Source organism: Streptomyces luteogriseus, from assembly GCF_014205055.1.
GTDB classification, from domain to species: Bacteria; Actinomycetota; Actinomycetes; order Streptomycetales; family Streptomycetaceae; genus Streptomyces; species Streptomyces luteogriseus.
Map to the genome: position 1 here is coordinate 3188215 of NZ_JACHMS010000001.1, position 24921 is coordinate 3213135.

Below are 24921 nucleotides of genomic sequence, written 5' to 3' on the forward strand. Positions count from 1 at the left end.
TTGCGGTGTTCGTCGTGTGGTGCTCGTTCGTGGCGCTGGGCCGTCAGCCCGCCGCCGCTATCTGGTTCGCCGGGCGAGCCGTCTTCTTCAGCTCCATGTCGCGGCGGCGGCGCCGGGCCAGGACCACGCGGCGCTCGGCGGCGGTGAGGCCGCCCCAGACGCCGTAGGGCTCGGGCTGGAGCAGGGCGTGTTCGCGGCACTCGACCATCACGGGGCAGCGGGCGCAGACCCGTTTCGCCGCTTCCTCCCGGGACAGCCTCGCGGCGGTCGGCTCCTTGGAGGGGGCGAAGAACAGGCCTGCCTCGTCACGCCGGCACACCGCCTCGGTGTGCCACGGGGCGTCTTGGTCCCTGTCTCGCGCTGGCACCCGCGGGGCCGGAACGGCAGCTACCTGCACGGACGAATGCGGCGGTTGCAGCACGGTCTACTCCTGACGACGGCTTCGCGAGCGAGAGACGATGCAGCAAGGCCTACCCGCTGTACGCGCGCCTATGCACTGAGTTCCGAACCGCCGGATTCGGGGGATTCGCGACTGTCAATGCCCCAGGTGTTTGCGCAAACTCCTGTCGACCTTGCGATGCACCCGGTCCAGGATGTCCGCCACGACCTTGCCCCGCTTCGGCCGCGCCTCGACGCTGCCGAGGACGGCCCAGCCGTCGACGTAGACGATGGGGGCCTGCGGTTCGCCCGAGTCGAGGGTGGCCACCTCGAAGCTGCCGAGGACGCCGCCGCCCGTGCCGCGCAGCGACACGTTCTCCGGGACGCGGATGTCGACGCTGCCGAAGATCGCGAAGGACTTGACGACGACCTGCTGGTGGTCGAAGAGGGCCTCGCTGAGGTCTATCTCGACACTGCCGAAGATCGCGTAAGCGTGGATCCGGCGTCCCGCGCGCCAGCGGCCCTTGCGGACGGCGCTGCTGAAGACCGCGACCACGTTGTCGTCCGCGTCGATCGGGATGGCGCCGGCCGTGGGGCGCAGGGGGGCCGGGGCGTGGGCGGGGCCGGGGCCCTGGTGGTGGGCCGCGGGCAGATCCCGGATGAAGACCTCCAGTTCGCCGACGGTCTTGGCGCGCAGCACCCCCTCGACGCGCTCGGCGTGCTCATCCGCGGTGAGGCGGCCCTCGGCCAGGGCGTCGTGCAGGATGTCGGCGATGCGGTCGCGCTCGGCGTCGGAGGCGCGGAGCTCGGAGCCGGCGGGCTCCTGCTTCTGAAGGTCGTGCTTCTGAAGGTCCACGGCTGCAGCGTACCGAAACACGATAGATCGCGACACCCCTGGTTCGCGGCCGAGTGTGACGAACTGAGCCTTACCTCACAAGCTCGCCGTCAGCGGCAGGTTCTACGCTGGTTGGCGCCCGCCAATGGAGGCGGGCCGCCGTCCGTCGAGTGAGGAATGGGCTGAGATGCCTGAGTTCGCGTACACCGATCTGCTCCCCCAGGGAGAGGACACCACCCCCTACCGGCTGGTGACCTCCGAGGGTGTCTCCACGGTCGAGGGGCCGGACGGGCGGACCTTCCTCCAGGTGGAGCCGGAGGCGCTGCGCAAGCTCGCCGAGGAGGCCATCCACGACATCCAGCACTACCTGCGCCCGGCCCACCTGGCGCAGCTGCGCCGCATCATCGACGACCCCGAGGCGTCGGGCAACGACAAGTTCGTGGCGCTGGACCTGCTGAAGAACGCGAACATCGCGGCGGCGGGCGTGCTGCCGATGTGCCAGGACACGGGCACGGCGATCGTGATGGGCAAGCGCGGGCAGAACGTGCTGACGGCGGGCCGCGACGAGGAGGCCCTGAGCCGCGGCATCTACGACGCGTACCAGAACCTGAACCTGCGCTACTCGCAGATGGCCCCGCTCACCATGTGGGACGAGAAGAACACCGGTTCCAACCTCCCCGCGCAGATCGAGCTGTACGCGGCCGACGGCGGCGCCTACAAGTTCCTCTTCATGGCGAAGGGCGGCGGCTCGGCCAACAAGTCGTTCCTGTACCAGGAGACGAAGGCCGTCCTGAACGAGTCCTCCATGATGAAGTTCCTGGAGGAGAAGATCCGTTCGCTGGGGACGGCGGCCTGCCCGCCCTACCACCTGGCGATCGTGGTCGGCGGCACGTCCGCCGAGTACGCGCTGAAGACCGCCAAGTACGCCTCCGCGCACTACCTGGACGAGATCCCGGCCGAGGGCTCCGAGCTCGGGCACGGCTTCCGGGACAAGGAGCTGGAGGAGAAGGTCTTCGAGCTGACGCAGAAGATCGGCATCGGTGCGCAGTTCGGCGGCAAGTACTTCTGCCACGACGTGCGGGTGGTGCGCCTGCCGCGGCACGGCGCGTCCTGCCCGGTCGCCATCGCCGTGTCCTGCTCCGCCGACCGCCAGGCCGTCGCGAAGATCACCGCCGAGGGCGTCTTCCTGGAGCAGCTGGAGACTGACCCGGCGCGCTTCCTGCCGGAGACGACCGACGAGCACCTCGACGAGTCCTCCGACGTGGTGAAGATCGACCTCAACCAGCCGATGGACACGATCCTCGCCGAGCTGACCAAGTACCCGGTGAAGACCCGTCTGTCCCTCACCGGCCCGCTGGTGGTGGCCCGCGACATCGCGCACGCCAAGATCAAGGAGCGGCTGGACGCGGGCGAGGAGATGCCGCAGTACCTGAAGGACCACCCGGTGTACTACGCCGGTCCGGCCAAGACACCCGAGGGCTACGCGTCGGGCTCGTTCGGCCCGACCACGGCCGGCCGGATGGACTCCTACGTGGAGCAGTTCCAGGCGGCCGGCGGCTCCAAGGTGATGCTGGCCAAGGGCAACCGCAGCAAGCAGGTCACGGCCGCGTGCGACGCCCACGGCGGTTTCTACCTCGGCTCCATCGGCGGCCCGGCCGCCCGCCTCGCCCAGGACTGCATCAAGAAGGTCGAGGTCGTCGAGTACGAGGAGCTCGGCATGGAGGCCGTCTGGAAGATCGAGGTCGAGGACTTCCCGGCGTTCATCGTCGTCGACGACAAGGGCAACGACTTCTTCCAGGACCCGGCGCCGGCGCCGACGTTCACGTCGATCCCGGTGCGGGGACCCGGCCTGGCGTAGTGCCCCGGGGGCGGCGGGAGAGGGATTCTCCCCTCCCGGCCGCCCCTGCCCGTCTCATCTCCACCGGCCGCTGAAGGGCCTCGCCCTCGAACGGCACGGGCCGGGTGACACCCGCCCCCGCGTTCAAGTCCATTCCGGTACGCGGTCCCGGACTCGCCCGAGAACGGCGGTGCCGATTCGCCTCCACGGGGAACAGTGGTCACGGCGCGGACGCTGTGACACGTGGAGGTGATCGTCGATGACCGACGAGCAGGACAGGACCGAGTACCGCACCGAGCACGACTCCATGGGCGAGGTGCGGGTGCCCGCCCATGCCAAGTGGCGGGCGCAGACCCAGCGGGCCGTGGAGAACTTCCCCGTCTCCGGGCAGCGCATCGAGCGCGCGCACATCGAGGCGCTGGCCCGCATCAAGGGGGCGGCGGCCAAGGTCAACGCCGAGCTGGGGGTCCTGGACAAGGACATCGCGCAGGCGATCCAGGACGCGGCCGGGGAGGTCGCCGAGGGGACGTGGGACGCGCACTTCCCGGTCGACGTGTTCCAGACCGGGTCGGGCACCTCGTCCAACATGAACACCAACGAGGTCATCGCCACCCTCGCCGGCGAGCGCCTGGGCAGCGCCGTGCACCCCAACGACCACGTCAACGCCTCCCAGTCGTCCAACGACGTCTTCCCCTCCTCGATCCACATCGCCGCCACCGCGGCCGTGACGCGCGACCTCGTCCCGGCCCTGGAACACCTCGCCGCCTCCCTGGAGCGCAAGGCCGAGGAGTTCGCCGACGTCGTGAAGTCCGGGCGGACGCACCTCATGGACGCCACGCCCGTGACGCTGGGCCAGGAGTTCGGCGGGTACGCGGCCCAGGTGCGGTACGGCATCGAGCGTCTCGAGGCGTCCCTCCCCCGGCTCGCCGAACTGCCCCTCGGCGGTACGGCCGTCGGCACGGGCATCAACACCCCGCCCGGCTTCTCCGCCGCCGTCATCGAGGAGGTCGCCCGCACGACGGGGCTGCCCCTCACCGAGGCCCGGAACCACTTCGAGGCGCAGGGCGCCCGGGACGGAATCGTCGAGACCAGCGGGCAGCTGCGGACCATCGCGGTCGGGCTGACGAAGATCGCCAACGACCTGCGCTGGATGTCCTCCGGGCCGCGCACGGGCCTGGCCGAGATCGCCCTGCCCGACCTCCAGCCCGGCTCCTCGATCATGCCGGGCAAGGTGAACCCGGTCATCCCGGAGGCCGTGCTGATGGTCGCCGCCCAGGTCGTCGGCAACGACGCCACCGTCGCCACCGCGGGCGCCGCCGGCAACTTCGAGCTCAACGTGATGCTGCCGGTCATCGCGAAGAACGTGCTGGAGTCGGTCCGGCTGCTCGCCAACGTGACGCGGCTGCTCGCCGACCGGACCGTCGACGGCATCACCGCCGACCGCGAGCGGGCGCGGGAGTACGCCGAGTCCTCCCCCTCCGTCGTCACCCCGCTCAACAAGTACATCGGCTACGAGGAGGCCGCGAAGGTCGCCAAGAAGGCCCTGGCCGAGCGGAAGACGATCCGTCAGGTCGTGCTGGACGGCGGGTACGTGGAACGCGGGGACCTGACCGCGGAGCAGCTCGACGAGGCGCTCGATGTCCTGCGGATGACACACCCGTGACGAGGGGACGCGTTCGTGTGCCCGGCGCGTGAACCGTGACACGCGCCGCAGCGTCGTATGCCTACGGCACCTAATATCTGTTCATGGCAGACGGTGGAGCGATGAGACGCGTGGAAACGGGTGGTGCGGCAGGCTTCTGGGCGCCCGGAAGCCGGATCCTGTGGCGGTACCGGGAGAACGGCGGCACGCACGTGCACATCGCGCGCCCCGTCACCGTCGTCCGGGACGACGCCGACCTGCTCGCCGTGTGGCTGGCGCCCGGCACCGAGTGTGTGAAGCCCGTGCTCGCCGACGGCACGCCCGTGCACCTGGAACCGCTGGAGTCGCGCTACACGAAGCCGCGGACCGTGCAGCGCGACCGGTGGTTCGGCACGGGTGTGCTGAAGCTGGCCCGGCCCGGCGAGCCCTGGTCGGTGTGGCTGTTCTGGGAGCCGGGCTGGCAGTTCAAGAACTGGTACGTGAACCTGGAGGAGCCGCTGGTCCGTTGGTCGGGCGGCGTCGACTCCGTGGACCATTTCCTGGACATCTCCGTCCATCCCGACCGTAGTTGGCACTGGCGGGACGAGGACGAGTTCGCCCAGGCCCGGCGGGACGGGCTGATGGACGACCAACAGGCGGAAAAGGTACGGGAAGCGGGGCGGGACGCGGTGGAGGTGATCCGCGCCTGGGGGCCGCCGTTCTCGGAAGGCTGGCAGCACTGGCGCCCGGATCCGTCCTGGGCGGTACCGTCACTCCCGGAGGACTGGGATCGTACGCCCGCGCATGTGTCCTCATGAGACCCTTGATGCGCCCCCGGTAAAGAAACGTAGGATCGTCCTCCGCAAGGGCGCGCGGCGGCAACTACCTGAGCACGCGCTGGGCTTGACCGATCGTCACCGAGGGGCGGCAGGACGTGAGCGAGGGGTACGAGGGCAACACCGGCGGGGCCTGCGCCACGGGCCGCAGACGGTCCGCCGGTGACACAGGAACAACCTCTGACCACGCGGGAATTCCGTTCCTGGGACACGTAATCCGGGTATCGGAGTTTCGGCGGGACCAACTGCGCGCGCGGCGCGCAGCCCCGGACGGATGGATTCGACACGCGTGACGGAGCAGCCGACCTCGTTCGAACGCCCCCAGACGGGCGTCGACCCCGTGGATCCCCGCGGGGCGTTCGTGCATACCCCGACACCGGCGCGGGGGCCCGGCGCCGGCGCCTTACCGGTACAGGGCCGCCCCGGCGGCGACGTCACCGTTCCGGTCACTACGGCACACAGCACGCCGGGCACGTCGGAGCCGGGCACTTCCACGCCGTTCGGCAAGGGCAAGGACACCGTGAGCGACCCCGCCTTCGAGCACTCCCAGCCGGGTGCCGAGCAGACCGCCGAGCGCGACACGCCTCGGCCGCGCCCGGCCCCCGAGGGCATTCCGGTCCAGCCGGCCGACGAACAGGACCGGCCGGGGGTGAGCACCGACGGGCAGGAGCGCCGCAGCGGCCAGAGCCTGCCGCCCGGCCGGCCCACGCCCATGCGGCGGGACGGCGACCGCCTGAGGTTCGTGGGGGCCGCCACCCGGCGGATCGCCCGCGGCATCGACCTCGACGAGATCGTGATGGGGCTGTGCCGGGCCACCGTGCCCACCTTCTCCGACGCGATCCTGGTCTATCTGCGCGACCCGCTGCCCGTCGGCGACGAGCGGCCCACCGGCCCGCTGGTGCTGCGGCTGCGCCGCACCGACCGGATACCGGCGGAGCGCGACACCGAGAACGGCTTCCAGCCGGCCGCGCCGCCCGAACCGAACGAGCTGGACACGGTCGGCGCCGAGCTGTGCGAGGTGCGGCCCGGCAGCGCTCTCGCCGAGGTGCTGCGCGGGGTGCGCCCGGTGTTCACCGACGCCCCCGCAGCCCGCGCCGCGCTGCCGGAACTGCTGGGTGAAGGCGGCGAGTTCGCCGTGCCGGACGGGCAGCGCGCGATCCTCGCCCCGCTGCGCGGCCGGCGCCGGGTGATCGGTGCCGCCCTGTTCCTGCGCCGCCCCGAGCGCATCGCCTTCGAGCCGGACGACCTCCTGGTGGCCGCCCAGCTCGCCACGCACAGCGCCCTCGGCATCGACAAGGCCGTGCTGTACGGCCGTGAGGCCTACATCGCGGACGAGCTGCAGCGCACCATGCTGCCGGAGACGCTGCCCCGCCCGACGGGCGTGCGGCTGGCCTCCCGCTACCTGCCGGCCGCGGAGACGGCCCGGGTCGGCGGCGACTGGTACGACGCGATCCCGCTGCCCGGCAGCCGGGTCGCCCTGGTCGTCGGTGACGTCATGGGCCACTCCATGACCTCGGCGGCCATCATGGGCCAGCTGCGCACCACGGCCCAGACCCTGGCCGGTCTCGACCTGCCGCCGCAGGAGGTCCTGCACCACCTCGACGAGCAGGCCCAGCGCCTCGGCGTGGACCGCATGGCGACCTGCCTCTACGCCGTGTACGACCCGGTATCGCACCGCATCACCATCGCCAACGCCGGTCATCCGCCGCCCGTCCTGCTGCACCTGGGCGGCCGTGCCGAGGTGCTGCGCGTGCCCGCCGGTGCCCCGATCGGGGTCGGCGGCGTGGACTTCGAGGCCGTGGAGCTGGACGCGCCCGCCGGTGCGACCCTGCTGCTCTACACCGACGGTCTGGTCGAGTCGCGGCTGCGCGACGTGTGGACCGGCATCGAGCAGCTGCGGGAGAAGCTCGCCGCGGTCGCGCAGCTCACCGGGCCGGACCATCCGCCGCCCCTGGAAGCGCTGTGCGACGAGGTGCTCGACATGCTCGGCCCGGGCGACCGGGACGACGACATCGCGCTGCTCGCCGCCCGCTTCGACGGGATCGCGCCCAGCGACGTGGCGTACTGGTTCCTGGAACCGGAGGACGCGGCCCCCGGCCGTGCCCGCCGGCTGGCCCGGCGCGCGTTGCAGCGCTGGGGTATGGAGGAGCTCAGTGACTCCGTCGAGCTGCTCGTCAGCGAGGTCGTCACCAACGCCGTGCGGTACGCCTCGCGGCCGGTGACGCTGCGCCTGCTGCGCACGGACGTGCTGCGCTGCGAGGTCGGCGACGACGTGCCGCAGCTGCCGCGGCTGCGCCAGGCACGCGCCACCGACGAGGGCGGCCGCGGGCTGTACCTGGTGAACCGGATGGCCCGGCGCTGGGGCGCGACCCGGCTCAGCACGGGCAAGGTGGTCTGGTTCGAGCTCAACCGGGGCTGACCGAGCCGTACGACGAGACGGAACAGGCCGAAGGGCGCCCGGTGTGCACCGGGCGCCCTTCGGCGTCTCCTGCTCTTCTACTCGTCGTCGCCCGGCCTGATCGGGTCGAACGGGTCGCCTCCGTCGCCCGGCGGTGTCGTCTGGGGGGACGTGGGCGGGGTGAGGGTGGGCGGTGTCGTCGACGGGGACGGCGGCGGGGAGGACGACGGCGCCTCGGTCGTCGGCGGCGGGGACGACGACGGCGCCTCGGTCGTCGGCTCCTGCGTGGGCTCCTTGGTCGGCGTCCGCGAGGGAGTCGGCGTCCAGGCCGGCTCGACGGCCGCGCCCTGCTGGGTCTCCAGGTCGAACTTGTCGACGTCGCCCATCACACCGAAGGTGTACGCCGCCCAGATCTGCGCCGGGAACCCGCCGCCGTTGACGCGGGGCTCGCCGCCCGCCTTGTACATCGGGACCTGGGCGTGGGTCTTGGCATCCTCGCCGAACAGGCCGACCGAGGTGACCAGGTCGGGCGTGTAGCCGGTGAACCAGGCCGACTTGTTGTTGTCGGAGGTACCGGTCTTGCCCGCGACCTGCTGGCCGTTGCGGCCGGGGTTCTCGGCCACGGCCTTCTGGGCGGTGCCGTCGTCGACCACGCCGGTCAGCACCGATGTGACGGAGTCGGCGGCCTCGCGGCTGATGACCTGGTCGCCGACCGGGTCGGGCATGGGGACGTTCTGGTTCAGGCGCTCGGCCGACTTCACGAGGGCCGGAGTGACCTTCTTGCCGTGATTGTCGAGGGTGGCGTAGACACCGGCCATCTGCAGGGGGCTCGCGCCCATGCTGCCCAGGGTCTGCGCGGGCACGGCCTCCATGTTCTCGGTGTCCATGCCGAGCTTGCCGGCGACCTTCACCACCTCGGACATGCCGACGTCGACGCCCATCTGCGCGAAGACGGAGTTGACGGACCTGTTCATCGCCGTCTGGACGGAGATCGGGCCGTAGCTCCGGTCGTCCTCGTTCTCGGGGGCGAAGCCGACCTTGGTGCCGTCCTCCACGACCGGGCGCTTGCTGGTGCCGTCGTAGACCGTGTTCGCGGTGATCGGCTTGCCGCTCTGCGTCGTCGCCTGCTCCTCCAGCGCCGCGGCCAGGATGACCGGCTTGAAGGTGGAGGCGGGCTGGTAGTCGGAGCGGGTGGCGTTGTTCGTGTAGTGCTTGAAGTAGTCCTCACCGCCGTACATCGCGACCACCGCGCCGGTCTTGGGGTTCACGGACGCGGCACCGGCCTGGACGTCTCCGTCGACCTTGCGCTTGTCGGGGTCGAGCTTGCTGTTCAGCTGCCGCTGGACGGACTTCTCCAGCGCCGCCTGCTTCTTCTTGTCGATGTTGAGCGTCAGGGTCCAGCCGCCGGCGTTGACCAGTGCCTCGGCTTCCTTGGCGCTGTCGGCGGTGCCGTCGGCGACGAGCTGCTTCTCCAGCGCCGCGTTGGCCGCGTTGACCAGGTAGCCCTTCTGGCCCTCCATGCCGGGGGCGGGCTTCGGCTCCTTGGGCACCGGGAACTTCATCCCGGCCCGCTCGGACGCGCTCAGCCAGCCCTCTTCGACCATGTTGTCCAGGACGTAGTTCCAGCGCGCCTTCACCAGCTTCTTACCGTTCTCCGAGGCGACGGCCCAGTCGTACTGGCTGGGGGCCTGGAGCAGTGCGGCGAGGTAGGCGCCCTGCGCGACGGTGAGCTTCTCGGCGTCCTTGCCGTAGTAGGCCTGGGCGGCGGCCTGGATGCCGTAGGCGTTGCGGCCGTAGTAGCTGGTGTTGATGTAGCCGGCGAGGATGTAGTCCTTGGACTTTTCCCGGTCCAGCTTCAGCGAGATGACCAGTTCCTTGAGCTTGCGCGAGACGGTCTGTTCCTGCGTCAGGTAGTAGTTCTTGACGTACTGCTGGGTGATGGTCGAACCGCCCTGCGCGCCCCGGCCGGAGACCGTGTTGAACAGACCCCGGGCGGTGCCCTTGAAGTCGACGCCGGCGTCCTTGAAGAAGGTCTTGTTCTCGGCCGCGACGAACGTCATCCGCACCTCCTTCGGGACCCGGGACAGATCGACGTTCTCGCGGTTGACCTTGCCGTCGCGGGCCATGATCGAGCCGTCGCTGTACTTGTAGATGTTGCTCTGCCGCTTGGCGTCGGCGTTCCCCTCGGGGATGTCGATCACCATGTACAGCACGATGAAGGCGCCCATGCCCAGCAGGCACAGGCCGAAGAAGGTGCCGAGGATCTTCTTCCAGGTGAAGAGCCTGCGTATGCCGCTCTTCCCGGCCGCGGCCGACGAACGGTGGCTCTTGGGTGCCGCCCGGCGCCCACCGCGCTGTCGGGCGCGTCTCTCTTCCGCTCGTCCCATGAGTCCGATCTGCTCCGCTTCGTTCATGTGTGCTCACATGTCACACAGGTTCGCCGCTCAGGTCAGCTCAGAAAGCTAACACCGGGAGATAAGAGATAGGGCTGCCGATCCGGCCCTTTGCGGACGTGACAATCAGCACCCATCCCACCGGAACCGACGTACGAGACACCCGGAGGGTTGCCACAACGCGAAAAAGTGATATCACTTAGCTAGACAGAAGCTATGCAGAAGTGGCTTCGACAGGAGAACGGGGGACCATCCATGTCCACACACGACACGCAGGTCATCGCCGACGTGCCCGAGATGCCGGCGCCACGTGTGCGGGAGTTCACCGCGCACAGCATCGGCGGCGGGCTCGCCCTGCTGCTCGGACTGCTCGGGCTGCTGGCCGGCGCCGGGCTGATCGCGGCCGCCACCTCGGTGGACGCGAGCGGCGCGAAGGCCGGGCTGATCATCGGCGGCATCCTGGTCGCCCTCGCGGCGTTCCTCGCCATGTGCGGGCTGAACATGGTGGCGCCGGGCGAGGCCCGCGTCGTCCAGCTCTTCGGCCGGTACCGCGGCACGATCCGGCAGGACGGCCTGCGCTGGGTGAACCCCTTCACCTCCCGCACGAAGATCTCGACCCGCGTGCGCAACCACGAGACCGCCGTCCTCAAGGTCAACGACGCCTACGGCAACCCGATCGAGCTCGCCGCGGTCGTGGTGTGGCGCGTCGAGGACACCGCCCAGGCCACCTTCGAGGTCGACGACTACATCGAGTTCGTCTCCACCCAGACCGAGGCGGCCGTGCGGCACATCGCCATCGAGTACCCCTACGACGCCCACGAGGAGGACGGCCTCTCGCTGCGCGGCAACGCCGAGGAGATCACCGAGAAGCTCGCCGTCGAACTGCACGCACGCGTGGAGGCGGCCGGGGTACAGATCATCGAGTCCCGCTTCACGCACCTCGCCTACGCGCCGGAGATCGCCTCGGCGATGCTCCAGCGGCAGCAGGCCGGAGCGGTGGTCGCGGCGCGCCGGCAGATCGTGGACGGCGCGGTGGGCATGGTGGAGGCCGCGATCGCCCGGATCACCGAGCGGGACATCGTGGAGCTGGACTCCGAGCGGAAGGCGGCGATGGTCTCCAACCTGATGGTGGTGCTGTGCGGTGACCGGGCCGCGCAGCCGGTCCTCAACACCGGGTCCCTCTACCAGTGACGGTCCCCGACGAAGGCCCGGGCCCGCGGCGCCGGCCGCAGCAGCAGCGCAAGCAGGTGCTGCTGCGGCTGGACCCGGCGGTGTACGAGGCGCTCGCGCGGTGGGCCGGGGACGAGCTGCGGTCGGCCAACGCGCAGATCGAGTTCCTGTTGCGCAGGGCACTGGCGGAGTCGGGGCGCCTGCCGCGGGACACGGGACCACTGCCCCGGCGCGGACGGCCTCCCGGGGGCTCCGCCCCCAGACCCCCGTCGGACTGAACGGCCTCGGCCCCCGGCGCCGGACCGGGAGGCCGCGGACCTGGCCGCCGGAGCACGGGCAGGGCTGTTGCGGAATCGTGACAACGGCCCTCGACCTGCGCTCACGCCCGCCCGGCCACGACCTACACACACCGCGTATACATTCGGCGTATACACCCCGTGTACAGTCCTGCTCATGTCCATCGGTCACACTCTCCTGGGGCTCCTGGAGTCCGGCCCGCGTCACGGTTACGACCTGAAGCGGGCGTTCGACGAGAAGTTCGGTCACGACCGGCCGCTCCACTACGGCCAGGTCTACTCGACGATGTCCCGGCTACTGAAGAACGGCCTCGTCGAGGTCGACGGCATCGAGGCGGGCGGTGGTCCCGAGCGCAAGCGGTACGCGATCACCGAGGCCGGCATCACCGACGTCGTGCGCTGGCTCGCCACGCCCGAGAAGCCGGAGCCGTACCTCCAGTCGACGCTCTACACCAAGGTCGTCCTGGCGCTGCTCACCCATCGCGACGCCGGTGACATCCTCGACACCCAGCGCTCGGAGCACCTGCGCAGCATGCGGATCCTCACCGACCGCAAGCGCAAGGGTGATCTGGCCGACCAGCTCATCTGCGACCACGCGTTGTTCCACCTGGAGGCGGACCTGCGCTGGCTGGAGCTGACCGCGGCGCGTCTGGACAAGCTCCGTGAGGCGGTGACCCGGTGACGATTCCCCCTGGTTCACTCCTCACCGCCCAGGATCTGCGCAAGGCGTACGGGCCGACGACCGCGCTCGACGGCGCCGAGTTCTCCATCCATCCCGGCGAGGTCGTCGCCGTGATGGGCCCGTCCGGGTCGGGCAAGTCGACGCTGCTGCACTGTCTCGCCGGGATCGTCATGCCCGATTCGGGCTCGATCACGTACAACGGGCGCGAGGTGACCGCGATGAGCGACGCCGAGCGCAGTGCGCTGCGGCGCTCCGAGTTCGGGTTCGTGTTCCAGTTCGGGCAGCTCGTGCCGGAACTCACCTGTGTGGAGAACGTCGCGCTGCCGCTGCGGCTGAACGGGTCGTCCCGCAAGGAGGCCGAGCGGACCGCGCTGGCCTGGATGGAACGGCTGGAGGTCGACGACCTCCGCAAGAAGCGGCCCGGCGAGGTGTCCGGCGGTCAGGGGCAGCGGGTCGCCGTCGCGCGGTCGCTGGTGACCAACCCGCGGGTGGTCTTCGCCGACGAGCCGACCGGGGCGCTCGACTCCTTCAACGGCGAGCGGGTGATGGAGCTGCTGACGGACGCCGCCCGGTCCGCCAACGCGGCGGTGGTGCTCGTCACGCACGAGGCACGCGTGGCCGCGTACTCCGACCGCGAGATCGTCGTACGGGACGGCAAGTCCCGTGACATGGAGCGCGTCGTATGAGCGTCGGGCAGTGGAGCCGGGACCTCGCCATGGGGGCCCGGTTCGCCCTCGCCGGTGGGCGCGAGGGGTGGACACGGTCGCTGCTCACGGCTGTCGGCGTCGGGCTCGGGGTGGCGCTGCTGCTGCTCACCGCCGCCATCCCGAGCGCCCTGGCGGAACGGGACCGGCGTGAGGAGGCGCGCAGCGACCACACGTTCAGCCAGCAGAAGATGCCGAAGGCCGACGACACGCTGATGGTCGTGGACGCGGACACCACGTTCCGGGACCTGGACGTGCGCGGCAGGCTGCTGGAGCCGGAGGGCCCGCGGGCCCCGCTGCCGCCGGGGGTCGCCGCGTTCCCGGCGGCGGGCGAGATGGTCGTCTCCCCCGCGCTGAAGGAACTGCTCGCCTCCGACGACGGCAAGCTGCTGCGGGAGCGGCTGGACTACCGCATCGCCGGCACCATCGGCGAGCAGGGGCTCGTCGGCTCGCAGGAACTGGCCTACTTCGCGGGCGGCAAGGGGCTGGAGAAGGTGCTGGAGGGCCCCGCGAGCGGCGCCCGGATCGACAGCTTCGGCAACGACGACCTGGGGTCGTCCGACGCCTGGGACCCGGTGCTGCTCCTGCTGGTCCTGGTCGTCTTCGTGGTGCTGCTGATGCCGGTCGCCGTGTTCATCGCCGCGGCCGTACGGTTCGGCGGCGAGCGGCGTGACCGCAGGCTGGCGGCACTGCGACTGGTCGGCTCCGACAGCCGGATGACCCGGCGGATCGCCGCCGGCGAAGCGCTCGCGGGTTCGGTGCTGGGGCTCGTCCTCGGCACCGGGTTCTTCCTGCTCGGACGCGAACTGGCGGCCTCCGCCGAGGTGTTCCACGTCAGCGTGTTCCCGAGCTATCTGAACCCCTCCCCCGTGCTGGCCGTCCTGGTCGCGCTGGCGGTGCCGGCGGCGGCGGTCCTGGTGACGATCCTCGCCCTGCGCGGGGTGGTCATCGAGCCGCTCGGCGTGGTGCGCACGGCCAAGCCCGCACGGCGCCGGCTGTGGTGGCGGCTGCTGCTGCCGCTGGGCGGAATCGCACTGCTCTACCCGATGATCGGGCAGGGCAACGACGGCGGGACCTTCAACCAGTACCTCGTCGTCGGCGGCGTGATGCTCCTGCTGGTCGGCGTCACGGCACTGCTCCCCTGGGTGGTGGAGACGGTCGTGGCCCGCCTCGGCTCGGGCGGAGTCGCCTGGCAACTGGCCGTCCGGCGACTTCAGTTGAGCAGTGGCGCGGCGGCCCGGATGGTCAACGGCATCGCGGTGGCGGTGGCCGGGGCGATCGCCCTGCAGATGCTGTTCGCCGGGGTGGACGGCAACTACACCCGGGCGTCGCAGTACGACGTGTCCCGGGCCCAGATGAGCGTGGACGTGCCGGACGGGTCCGACCCCTCGGCCGTCATCGGCAAGTACCGCGAGACCGAGGGCGTGCGCAAGGTCACCACCCTGTCCGACGTCTATCTCTTCGACCGGGGCGACGAGGACTCCTCCGTCCAGATCACTCTGGCCGACTGCGCGTCACTGCGGGAGGTGGCCACGCTGCCCTCCTGCCGCGACGGGGACGTCTTCGCGGCCAAGGGCTCGGAGTACGACAGCGCGAGCGACCACCTGGCCGAGCCCGGCACGACCCTGTGGACGCCCGAACCGGAGGGCGACACCGCACGCTCGGGCGAGGGCCCGGTCTCCTGGACCGTGCCGCAGGACATCCGCCAGGTCCAGTCCCGTGAGGACCCCACCGGGTACGTGCGCGGCGGCATCCTGGTCACGCCCGGCGCGCTGCCCGGGAAGCTGGCGGCGTTCACCTCGGCGCGGCTCTTCCTGAGCCTGGACCTCTCGGTGCCGGACGCCTACGACCACGCGCGCAACACGGCCGCGCGAATCGACCCGGCGGTCCAGCCCATGACCTGGCACAGCATCGAGAGCAACGACCGTTACGCCACCATCCGCACGGGCCTGTCCGTCGGCTCCGCCTGCGTACTGGCGCTGATCGGGGCGAGCCTGCTCGTGTCGCAGCTGGAGCAGCTGCGCGAACGCCGCAAGCTGCTGTCGTCCCTGGTCGCCTTCGGCACCAGGCGCCGCACCCTCAGCCTGTCGGTGCTGTGGCAGACGGCGATCCCCATCGGGCTGGGCCTGTTGCTCGCCGCGACGGTGGGCATCGCCCTGGGCGCGGTCCTGCTGCGGATGACCGACACCGCGGTCCGGGTGGACTGGCCGAGTGTGCTGTCGATGACCGGCATCGGCGCCGGTGTCGTCCTCGTGGTGACGCTGCTGAGCCTGCCGCCGCTGCTGAGGCTGATGCGGCCCGACGGGCTGCGCACCGAGTAGCGGCGGTACCGACCGCCCGTACGGGTCGTCAGGCGTCCTGCTCCAGGACCCGTACGGGCAGGGGGCGCAACGCCTGCCGCAGGGCGGCCGCCAGTTCCTCGTACTCCGCGCCGCGCGCGGCCCCCGTCCGCATCGCCAGTGCGATCCTGCGGGTGGGGGCCGGGTCGGCGAAGTACCCGGTGAGGAGCTGGTTGCTGCGGGAGGTCTCGACCCTCAGGGCGGTGCGCGGCAGCAGCGTGACACCGAGCCCGCCCGCGACGAGCTGCACCAGCGTGGACAGCCCCGCGGCGGTCGTGGTGACCGGCACGTCGTCGCGGCCGGCCTCCCGGCAGATGTCGAGAGCCTGGTCGCGCAGGCAGTGCCCCTCGTCCAGCAGCAGCAGCTTCAGCTCGCGCAGCGCCTCGCGCGGAATGCCCTCCCGCCCGCCGAGCCCGTGGTCGAGCGGCGTGACCAGCACGAAGTCCTCGTCGAACAGCGGCAGTTCGGTGACGCCCGGTACACCGAGGGGCACGGCGAGCAGCAGGAGGTCGAGCCGACCGCCGGCGAGACCGTCGAGCAGGCTGGCGGTCTGCTCCTCGTGCACCTGGAGGTCGAGGTGCGGATACCGCTCATGGACGAGCCGCAGGACCGTCGGCAGCAGATAGGGCGCGACCGTCGGGATCACCCCGAGCCGCAGCGCCCCGGTGAAGGGCGCCCGGACCGCCTCGGCCTCCTCCATGAGCGCGCCCACCTCCCCCAGAACCGCCTTGGCCCGTACGGCGATCCGCTCACCCTCGGGTGAGAGCAGCACCTTGCGCGTCGTACGCTCGAGGAGCGTCACTCCGAGTGCTTCCTCCAGGGCCGAAACGGCTCCCGAGAGGGCGGGCTGGCTCATGCCGATCGCGGCGGCCGCGTCCCGGAAATGAAGGTGCTCGGCCACCGCGACGAAGGCCCGGAGCTGGGCCAGACTGGGCTGCCTGCGCTTATTACCGACAGTCACTGATAACTACCTCCGATCAACCCGACCGAGTGTAGCTATTTCCGTAATCAATCGAGCCTGTGCCAACATCAACACGGTCCAACCCATGGGAAACCCCCGCGATCCGGGAGTTTCTTCGCTGCAAGGAGTGTGTGTGCTCACCGTCGGTGACAAGTTCCCCGAGTTCGACCTGACCGCCTGCGTCTCGCTGGAGAAGGGCAAGGAGTTCCAGCAGATCGACCACAAGACCTACGAGGGTCAGTGGAAGGTCATCTTCGCCTGGCCCAAGGACTTCACCTTCGTGTGCCCGACCGAGATCGCCGCCTTCGGCAAGCTGAACGAGGAGTTCGCGGACCGCGACGCGCAGGTCCTCGGCTTCTCCGGCGACTCCGAGTTCGTCCACCACGCCTGGCGCAAGGACCACGACGACCTGCGCGACCTGCCGTTCCCGATGATGGCCGACTCCAAGCACGAGCTGATGCGCGACCTCGGCATCGAGGGCGAGGACGGCTTCGCCAAGCGCGCGGTGTTCATCGTGGACCAGAACAACGAGATCCAGTTCTCCATGGTGACGGCGGGCTCGGTCGGCCGTAACCCGAAGGAGGTCCTCCGGGTCCTGGACGCGCTCCAGACGGACGAGCTCTGCCCCTGCAACTGGTCGAAGGGCGACGAGACCCTCGACCCCGTCGCACTGCTCTCCGGAGAGTGATCTGACATGTCGCTGGATGCCCTGAAGTCCGCCATACCGGACTACGCCAAGGACCTGAAGCTCAACCTGGGCTCGGTCATCGGCAACTCCGACCTGCCGGCCCAGCAGCTGTGGGGCACGGTGCTGTCGACGGCGATCGCCTCGCGCTCCCCGATCGTGCTGCGTGAGCTGGAGCCGGAGGCGAAGGCGAACCTGTCGCCGGAGGCGTACACGGCCGCCAAGGCCGCCGCCGCGGTGATGGCGATGAACAACGTCTTCTACCGCACCCGTCACCTGCTGTCGGACCACGAGTACGGCACCCTGCGCGCGGGCCTGCGGATGAACGTCATCGGCAACCCGGGCGTCGACAAGGTCGACTTCGAGCTGTGGTCCTTCGCCGTCTCGGCCATCAACGGCTGCGGCATGTGCCTCGACTCGCACGAGCAGGTGCTGCGCAAGGCGGGCCTCGACCGCGAGGTCGTCCAGGAGGCGTTCAAGATCGCCTCCGTGATCCAGGCGGTCGGCGTCACGCTGGACGCCGAGGCGGTCCTGGCCGGGTAATCCCCGGCCGCACGCCTCGCATCGCAGGGCCCCGTCCACCTGACCGGTGGGCGGGGCCCTGCTGTCGTTCCGAGGCCCGGCTACTGCGGCGGTGTCTCCGGTCCGGGATCCGCGCTCACGGCCGTGGCCCCACGAGGCCGCACCGAGTGCCGGAGCGCCGACTTCTGCGAGTGCGACCGCAGATACCCGGCGACCGTGTTCGTCACCGCCACCAGCGGCACCGCCACCACCGCACCCCCGATCCCGGCCACCATCCCGCCCGCCGCGACCGACAGCACCACCGCCAGCGGATGCACCCGGACGGCGCGCCCGAGGATGAACGGCTGCAGGATGTGCCCCTCGATCTGCTGCACCGCCAGCACCACCACCAGTGTCATGACGGCCGTGAACACCCCCTGGGTGACCAGGGCGACGACCACCGCCAGCGCCCCGGACACCACCGCGCCGACCAGCGGGATGAACGCGAACAGGAAGATGAACACCGCCAGCGGCACGGCCATCGGCACATCGAGGAAGTAGATGCCGAGACCGATGAAGATCGCGTCGATCAGCGCGACGATCACCGTGCCCCGCACGTACGCCGTCAGCGTCCGCCACGCCACCGGGCCGGCTCCGGCCACTCCCGGCCGCGCCGCCGCCGGCACCAGCTTCAGCGTCCACTCCCAGATCCGCTTGCCGTCGTAGAGCAGGAACAGCGTCGAGAAGACCGCCAGCAGGATCCCGGTGAGCGCCTCGACGACGACCGTCACGCCCTCCAGACCCGCCGAGGTGATCTGGTCGGTGTTCGCTCCGACGGCCTCACGCAGATTCGCGGCGATCTCGTTGATCTGCTTGTCCGTGACGTGGAAGGGGCTGTTCAGCAGCCAGTTCCGCAACTCGTCGATGCCGTTCTGGATCTGGCTCGAGAGGTCGTCGATGTTCTCCATGACCTGCCAGGTCACGAACCAGCCGATGAGGCCGATGACGACGAACCCGAGGACGGCCGTCAGCGCGGTCGCCGGTCCGCGCGGCACGCCGTGGCGCCGCAGCCGCGCCACCGTCGGCTGCAGTATGGCCGTGATGAGCAGCGCGATGACGAACGAGAGCACGACGAGCTGGACGGCGCTGATGATCCGCATCAGCACCCACAGGGTGCCCGCGAGGACGAGGAGCCGCCAGCCCGCCTCGGCCGCGACCCGCACGCCCCACGGCACGGCCAGCGCGGGATCGGGGCGGGCGGCGACGTCGGGTGCGTAATCCGGGGGCGGCGGCACGTGGTCGTCGGCGAGCTCCGGGGAGTCGGAGTCGTCCCGCTCCCGTTCGGCCTCGGCGCGGCGTTCGTTGTACCGCTCGCTCATCTCGGTCAGCCCGGCACCGATCCGGCCGAGCCACCCTGGCACTCGCGACATGATCCGTCCTATTCCCCCGTCTCGGCGCACCACTCCCCCCGGGGAGTCGTCCGTCCGACCGTACATGGCGCGAGCCCCGCACCGGACTGCGGTGCGGGGCTCGCGCGAAGGGCGGGATCGGCCGTGGGCCGGTCGGTTCAGTACCAGTTGTTGGCCTGCCAGAACGACCAGGCCTCACAGGGGCTGCCGTAGCGGTCGTTCATGTAGTTCAGGCCCCACTTGATCTGAGTGGCCGGGTTGGTCTGCCAGTCGGCGCCGGCGGACGACATCTTGGAACCGGGCAGCGCCTGGAACATGCCGTAGGCCCCGGAAGAGGGGTTGACCGCCTTGTAGTTCCAGTCGGACTCGTGGTCCACGATGTTGCTGAAGCACTGGAACTGACCCGATGGCACCAGCTGCCGTGCCATCGCCTGGAGCTGGGCGATGCTGTAGGAGCTCGCGACGGGGAAGTCGGAGATGTCCTTGGAGCGGCTGGCGGCGGCCTTGACCTCCGCGCGCTCCTTGGCTGCCTCCTCGGCGGCCTTGGCGGCCTTCTCGGCGGCTTCCTTCTTGGCGACGGCCGTCTCGGCGGCGGCCTTGCGGGCGGCCTCCTCGGCGTCCTTCTTCGCGCTCGCGTCCGCCTGGATGGCCTGTGCGTCGGCCTGCTGCGTCAGCGACGCGGTCTGTACCTGGGCCTGCTGGCCCGCGGGGATGTCCGCGAGCAGCGTGGCGCCGGTTGCCGTCGCTTCCGCGTCGTTGTTCTGCGCGGTGCTGCCCGAGGCAACGCCGACGACGCTTCCGACAGCGGTGACCGCCGTGGCCGAGGCCACTGCGAATCCCCGGACCGAGATCCGGCTCACACGGTTTTCCTTCCAGCATCGCCCGCTTCGGTGACCCTCGCGGACGCAATCGTGCCCCTGGCACTGGCCTCCCCAACTGCGGGGTCACGGGAGGCGCGGGCCCGGTGGGCAACTCCCCCGGAGGGAGTGCCGTGTGTAGCTCGGGCGGCATACGACATCGCTATGCAGTTGATGCTGATGCTTTTGTGGTGCCGTACCGCTGGGGGTACAGGTGTGTCGTATGCGGGGCCTGACAGGAGTGAGACTCTGCCGTAACCGGACGGGGCAAGGCAATTCTGAGTTGCGTGTGAAAGCTCACATCCCGTTTGACGCGGGAGATTCACAGAAACGCCTACATGCGAAGGCGCCGCCCGGCTAGGCTCTTGGCCTTTTCCGGACGGCGCCAACTATCCGATAACCGCCACGACTTGGTGCAGTCGGTCAGATCTGCCCGTCTTCGAGCATTTCGGTCACAAGGGCGGCGATCTGGGACCTCTCGGATCGCGTCAGGGTCACGTGCGCGAAGAGCGGATGCCCCTTCAACTTCTCGACGACGGCGACGACACCGTCGTACCGGCCGACCCTGAGGTTGTCCCGCTGGGCCACGTCATGGGTGAGAACCACCCGTGAATTGGCCCCGATGCGGGACAGAACGGTAAGAAGTACGTTCCTTTCCAGCGACTGGGCCTCGTCCACGATCACGAACGCGTCGTGCAGCGAGCGGCCGCGGATGTGGGTGAGCGGCAGGACCTCCAGCATCCCGCGCGCCGTGACCTCCTCGATGACCTCACGGCTGGTGACCGCCGACAACGTGTCGAACACGGCCTGCGCCCAGGGGCTCATCTTCTCGGCCTCCGAGCCCGGCAGATAGCCCAGCTCCTGCCCGCCCACCGCGTACAGCGGACGGAAGACCATCACCTTCTGGTGCTGACGGCGCTCCAGCACCGCCTCCAGGCCCGCGCACAGCGCCAGCGCCGACTTGCCGGTGCCGGCCCGGCCGCCCATCGACACGATCCCGACGTCCGGGTCGAGCAGCAGGTCGAGCGCGATCCGCTGCTCGGCACTGCGGCCCTTGATGCCAAACACCTCACGATCCCCGCGCACGACACGGATGTTGCCGTCGGGGGTGACCCGGCCAAGGGCCTTGCCGCGCTCCGACTGGATCATCAGGCCCGTGTGCACCGGCAGGCCGGCGGCCTCGGGGACGTGGACGTGCCCTTCCTCGAAGAGGATGTCCACCTGCTCGCCGGGCAGGGTCAGTTCGGACATTCCGGTCCAGCCGGAGGAGTCCGTGATGGCGAGCTCCGCGCGGTACTCCTCGGCGAGGAGTCCGACGGAGGACGCCTTGATCCTGAGCGGGAGGTCCTTCGACACGACGGTGACGTCGAACCCCTCGGCCTGCAGGTTGCGGGCGACCGCGAGGATGCGGGAGTCGTTGTCCCCCAGGCGGTAGCCGCTGGGCAGCACGCTGGGGTCCGAGTGGTTGAGCTCGACACGGACCGTCCCGCCCAGGTCCCCGATGGGGATGGGGGCGTCGAGGCGACCGTGCCGGACGCGGAACTCGTCGAGCAGGCGCAGGGCCTGCCGGGCGAAGTAGCCGAGTTCGGGATGGTGCCGCTTCGCCTCCAGCTCCGTGACCACGACGATGGGGAGCACGACCTCGTGCTCGTCGAAGCGGTTCAGGGCGTTCGGGTCGGCCAGCAGGACGCTGGTGTCGAGAACATAGGTGCGCCGGTCGGGCTTGTGGCGCTTTGTGCTGGTCACCACGGAAGGACGTACCCCCTCGGATGAGGTCGGGGAGCGACGGTATGGAGCTGGACCGGTCGTCGGCCGCCCTGCGCGGGCCGAGAACCGGCCCTCCGCCTCTTCGTCCGTGCTGTGACCGCACGATCGGGCTGGTGCAAAGGGCCTCCCGGGCGGACGGCCCCGTGCCGTCCGCTGAGATCCGACACCCGTGGTTCGGGCGTCGACCTGTCTGGGTTATGCCCTCGAACGAGCGTCGCCATGCCACGGCATATGACGGCGAGCCGGTGAACTCCGTGTTACGTGCGTCTTCAACGGGGTACCGGGAGGTGTTGCGACGTGGGACGTCCTGCGTCCATGGTGTCCGGTGACGGGGGTTTTCAGCCGCTACGGGCGCTGGTGGCGGGTGGTCAGCCGGGGGCGGAGCTTCTCAGCTGCCGAAACGCTGACGGCGGAGCCTCTCGGCCGCCGCCGAAGCGCCGGTGGCGGAGGTCGGCCGCGTAGCGTCGCCGCGGAGGTTCTCAGCCGCCGAAGCGCCGGTGGCGGGCCGCGTAGTCGCGCATGGCGCGCAGGAAGTCGACCTTGCGGAACGCCGGCCAGAACACGTCACAGAAGTAGTACTCGGAGTGCGCGGTCTGCCAGAGCATGAATCCGGACAGCCGCTGCTCGCCGCTGGTGCGGATCACCAGGTCGGGGTCGGGCTGGTGGCTCGTGTAGAGGTGACGCCCGATCATGTCGGTGTCGACGGCCTCGGCGAGCGCCTCCATCGAGGTGCCCTTCTCCTGGGCGTCGAGCAGCATCGACCGCACGGCGTCGGCGATCTCCTGGCGTCCGCCGTAGCCGATGGCGACGTTGACCACTATCCCGTCGACGTGTGCCGTGGCCTCCTCGGCCTCCTTGAGGACCGTCTGCATCGCGGAGGGCAGCAGGTCGGGCGTGCCGACGTGGTGCACGCGCCAGCGGCCGTCGGAGGCCAGGGTGCGGACGACGTCCTCGATGATGCCGAGCAGGGGGACGAGTTCCTCCTGCGGCCGGTCGAAGTTGTCCGTGGACAGCAGCCAGAGGGTGACGACCTCGACGTCGGTCTCGGTGCACCAGCCGAGGAACTCCTCGATCTTCCCGGCCCCGGCCCGGTGACCGTCGACGGTGCTGGAACCGGCGGCCTTCGCCCAGCGCCGGTTGCCGTCCATGATGACGCCGATGTGCTTGGGCACCTGAGCGTGGTCCAGGTGGCCTTCCACCCGGCGTGCGTACAGCCTGACCAGCAGGCCACGCAGCTTGTCGCGCAGGTTCACGTGATTGTCAGCCCCTCCGTACGGATCGGACAGGCCGCGGCGTGCGGCCCGGTCGTGGCCGCGGGCGGTCCCTGCCCGTATGGCAGTCCCCGGGGGCGAAGCCTACCCCCGCGGCGGCCGTGGGCCGCCAACGGGGGCGGAAGGAAAGGTTCCGGCCGGTGGTTCGAGCCGCCCGGCGGACCAAGAAAAACGGGCCGGTCCGTGGGGGGGAGACGGACCGGCCCGAGGGGGGGTTTCCACCATAACCCTTCGTAAGTGATGCTGCGTGCATCGGCGTGTCACAACTACTCTCCGGAGCCGCCCGACAACGCGGCGATGCTCGCGGAAGCCCTCATTCAGGGCTCACTTCTGGCCGGAACACTGCGCATACGCTGGGGAATCGGGCGCCTCGGGGCAGGATCCGAAGGATTTGCCGCGCCTTGGGGGCCACTCGGGTGACTTGTCCCGACATCCCCCCGACGGGTGACCCGGCCACGAACGCCCGCTTGACCGTCACAGCCCCCGAGTCGACCAGGATTCACCGCTTTGCCGACTCGACATCGCCGGCGCTCCGGTTCGACGGGGAGGTCCTGGCACCGCGCAGCCCCCTCCACTGCGCGGTACCGCCCGCGCAGCTTTGCTCACGCGAATTACCCTGGTCCGAACCTACGTGAGCAAGGGCGCGGAGGCGAGTTGTGGTCGATAACGATGTGAAAACCCTCGTCGGAAGATGCGCAAGTGCAGTGAGTGAAAGGCGTGACCCACGGGCGGCATGGGCCGGCCGGGTATATAGGCCGGGATCTGTCCTCTTTCGCGTCTAGCGTCGGACCATGACGACGACCGTGGAGATCACATGGGACGCGGCGAGCGCGCGCCGGGCGGAGCGGCAGTTTCTGGCCGGACCGGCCGGGGCCGGCACACCGGTCGCCGAGGTGGCCGGTGCGATGCTGGGCGCGCACGCGCAGGTGCTCTCCGCGGCCGAGGTGTCGTTGGGGATGCGGGCGGACGGGGTCACGCGGGCGGACGTACGGGCCGCACTGTGGGACGACCGGTCCCTGATCAAGACGTACGGCCCGCGCGGCACCGTCCATCTCCTCCCGGCCCGGGACCTCCCCCTCTTCTCGGCGGCCTTGACCGCGGTGCCGAGCGGCCCGAGCCCCTTCCCGCCCGGCGTACGGCTCACGGAGGAGCAAGCCGGCCAGGTCGTCGCGGCGATCGGCGACGCACTCGACGGCAGGTTTCTCACTCTCGACGAACTGTCCGAGGAGGTCGTCGCCCGCACGGGCCCGTGGGCCGGCGACCGCGTGATGCCCGCGTTCCAGGACCTGTGGCCGCGCTGGCGCCAGGTGATGCACCGGGCCGGCTGGGCGGGCACGCTGTGCTTCGGCCCGAACCGGGGGCGCAAGGCGACATACACCCGCCCGCTGCCCGGGAACCCGGAGACGGACCCGGGGGACGCGCCGGCTGCCTTCGTCCACCGCTATCTGCACGCGTACGGACCGGCGACGCCGCAGCACTTCGCGCGCTGGCTGGCGGCGCCGCCCGGCTGGGCCACGACGCTGTTCGGCGAACTGGCCGCGGCGGGCCGTATCGAGGAGGTCCGCTTCGAGGGGACACCGGCCTGGGTGGCGGCGGGCGACACCGGCTTCCCGGAGGGCCCGCCACGGGGGGTGCGCCTGCTCCCCTACTTCGACGCGTACGTCATCGCCGGGCAGCCCCGCGAGCGGCTGTTCCCCGCGGCGGCCTACCAGCGCGCCCTCGGGGGCGGGCAGGCGGGCAACCACCCGGTGCTGCTCGTCGACGGTGTCGTGGCGGGGGTGTGGCACCAGCGGCGCCGGGGCCGTCGTACGACCGTCACGGTCGAGCCGCTCGTCCGGTTGACGGCACGGCAGAAACGGGAGCTGGGCGAGCAGGTGGAGCGGGTGGGCGAGGCGCTGGAAGCGACGCCGGAGCTGCTGGTGGGGGAGGTGACGGTGGGTCCGCACGCGTGACCGGCCGGGTGTCGGCGTCGGCGCCGCCT

20 protein-coding genes are annotated in these 24921 nt (G+C 70.5%); 12 read left to right on the forward strand and 8 right to left on the reverse strand.

Annotated elements, in window-relative coordinates:
• Window positions 1–43: 43 nt before the first annotated feature.
• Window positions 44–421 carry a WhiB family transcriptional regulator gene (locus BJ965_RS13635; RefSeq protein ID WP_031103048.1) on the reverse strand — a complete coding sequence of 126 codons (378 nt, stop codon included), beginning with the start codon at window positions 419–421 and terminating at the stop codon, window positions 44–46.
• A gap of 114 nt (window positions 422–535) precedes the next feature.
• Window positions 536–1234 (reverse strand): DUF1707 SHOCT-like domain-containing protein, encoded by a 699-nt coding sequence (locus BJ965_RS13640; protein WP_184908886.1) that lies wholly within the window; start codon window positions 1232–1234, stop codon window positions 536–538.
• Window positions 1235–1400: 166 nt separating this feature from the next.
• Between BJ965_RS13640 and BJ965_RS13645 the strand changes: the two genes are divergently transcribed.
• The 4 genes from BJ965_RS13645 (at window position 1401) to BJ965_RS13660 (ending at window position 7926) form a co-directional block, all read left to right on the forward strand.
• Entirely contained in the window at window positions 1401–3071 is a 1671-nt protein-coding gene (locus BJ965_RS13645) for a fumarate hydratase (protein WP_184908887.1), read from the forward strand.
• Between the two features lie 238 nt (window positions 3072–3309).
• Window positions 3310–4713: a class II fumarate hydratase gene (locus BJ965_RS13650; RefSeq protein WP_184908888.1), complete on the forward strand. Its 1404-nt coding sequence runs from the start codon at window positions 3310–3312 to the stop codon at window positions 4711–4713.
• 83 nt (window positions 4714–4796) lie between these two features.
• Entirely contained in the window at window positions 4797–5489 is a 693-nt protein-coding gene (gene fomD / locus BJ965_RS13655; protein WP_184908889.1) for a cytidylyl-2-hydroxypropylphosphonate hydrolase, read from the forward strand.
• A 292-nt stretch (window positions 5490–5781) separates the two neighbouring features.
• On the forward strand, window positions 5782–7926 hold the full coding sequence (locus BJ965_RS13660; protein ID WP_184908890.1) for a SpoIIE family protein phosphatase: 2145 nt from the start codon (window positions 5782–5784) through the stop codon (window positions 7924–7926).
• 77 nt (window positions 7927–8003) lie between these two features.
• Here BJ965_RS13660 and BJ965_RS13665 read toward each other — a convergent pair whose 3' ends face one another.
• Window positions 8004–10292: a transglycosylase domain-containing protein gene (locus BJ965_RS13665; RefSeq protein ID WP_184917125.1), complete on the reverse strand. Its 2289-nt coding sequence runs from the start codon at window positions 10290–10292 to the stop codon at window positions 8004–8006.
• A gap of 261 nt (window positions 10293–10553) precedes the next feature.
• Between BJ965_RS13665 and BJ965_RS13670 the strand changes: the two genes are divergently transcribed.
• The 5 genes from BJ965_RS13670 to BJ965_RS13690 all read left to right on the forward strand — a co-directional run bounded on the left by BJ965_RS13670 (window position 10554) and on the right by BJ965_RS13690 (window position 15471).
• Entirely contained in the window at window positions 10554–11489 is a 936-nt protein-coding gene (locus BJ965_RS13670; protein WP_030842677.1) for an SPFH domain-containing protein, read from the forward strand.
• Window positions 11486–11746: a hypothetical protein gene (locus BJ965_RS13675; RefSeq protein ID WP_184908891.1), complete on the forward strand. Its 261-nt coding sequence runs from the start codon at window positions 11486–11488 to the stop codon at window positions 11744–11746. Before BJ965_RS13670 ends, BJ965_RS13675 begins: the two co-directional genes overlap by 4 nt.
• Before the next feature lie 175 nt (window positions 11747–11921).
• Window positions 11922–12446, forward strand: coding sequence for a PadR family transcriptional regulator (locus tag BJ965_RS13680; RefSeq protein WP_184908892.1), 525 nt, complete (start codon window positions 11922–11924; stop codon window positions 12444–12446).
• Window positions 12443–13132 (forward strand): ABC transporter ATP-binding protein, encoded by a 690-nt coding sequence (locus BJ965_RS13685; protein ID WP_030842666.1) that lies wholly within the window; start codon window positions 12443–12445, stop codon window positions 13130–13132. The genes BJ965_RS13680 and BJ965_RS13685 overlap by 4 nt, the downstream gene beginning before the upstream one ends.
• Window positions 13129–15471 (forward strand): ABC transporter permease, encoded by a 2343-nt coding sequence (locus tag BJ965_RS13690; RefSeq protein ID WP_184908893.1) that lies wholly within the window; start codon window positions 13129–13131, stop codon window positions 15469–15471. The genes BJ965_RS13685 and BJ965_RS13690 overlap by 4 nt, the downstream gene beginning before the upstream one ends.
• A gap of 28 nt (window positions 15472–15499) precedes the next feature.
• Here BJ965_RS13690 and BJ965_RS13695 read toward each other — a convergent pair whose 3' ends face one another.
• Window positions 15500–16450, reverse strand: coding sequence for a LysR substrate-binding domain-containing protein (locus tag BJ965_RS13695; protein ID WP_184908894.1), 951 nt, complete (start codon window positions 16448–16450; stop codon window positions 15500–15502).
• 133 nt (window positions 16451–16583) lie between these two features.
• Between BJ965_RS13695 and BJ965_RS13700 the strand changes: the two genes are divergently transcribed.
• Together BJ965_RS13700 and BJ965_RS13705 are read left to right on the forward strand one after the other, a co-directional pair.
• Window positions 16584–17138 carry a peroxiredoxin gene (locus BJ965_RS13700; protein ID WP_030842656.1) on the forward strand — a complete coding sequence of 185 codons (555 nt, stop codon included), beginning with the start codon at window positions 16584–16586 and terminating at the stop codon, window positions 17136–17138.
• Window positions 17139–17144: 6 nt separating this feature from the next.
• Window positions 17145–17678, forward strand: coding sequence for an alkyl hydroperoxide reductase (locus BJ965_RS13705; protein ID WP_030842655.1), 534 nt, complete (start codon window positions 17145–17147; stop codon window positions 17676–17678).
• An 80-nt stretch (window positions 17679–17758) separates the two neighbouring features.
• Here the strand turns inward: BJ965_RS13705 and BJ965_RS13710 are convergent, their stop codons facing one another.
• From BJ965_RS13710 to BJ965_RS13725, 4 genes are all read right to left on the reverse strand, one after another.
• Window positions 17759–19066, reverse strand: coding sequence for an AI-2E family transporter (locus BJ965_RS13710; RefSeq protein WP_184908895.1), 1308 nt, complete (start codon window positions 19064–19066; stop codon window positions 17759–17761).
• 137 nt (window positions 19067–19203) lie between these two features.
• Window positions 19204–19905, reverse strand: a complete 702-nt coding sequence (locus BJ965_RS13715; RefSeq protein ID WP_184908896.1) for an aggregation-promoting factor C-terminal-like domain-containing protein — start codon at window positions 19903–19905, stop codon at window positions 19204–19206.
• A 420-nt stretch (window positions 19906–20325) separates the two neighbouring features.
• Complete coding sequence (locus BJ965_RS13720) at window positions 20326–21651, reverse strand: PhoH family protein (RefSeq protein WP_184908897.1); 1326 nt, start codon at window positions 21649–21651, stop codon at window positions 20326–20328.
• Between the two features lie 497 nt (window positions 21652–22148).
• Window positions 22149–22922, reverse strand: coding sequence for an isoprenyl transferase (locus BJ965_RS13725; RefSeq protein WP_184908898.1), 774 nt, complete (start codon window positions 22920–22922; stop codon window positions 22149–22151).
• A gap of 809 nt (window positions 22923–23731) precedes the next feature.
• Here BJ965_RS13725 and BJ965_RS13730 point away from each other — a divergent pair.
• Entirely contained in the window at window positions 23732–24892 is a 1161-nt protein-coding gene (locus BJ965_RS13730; protein ID WP_184908899.1) for a winged helix DNA-binding domain-containing protein, read from the forward strand.
• Window positions 24893–24921 lie beyond the last annotated feature (29 nt).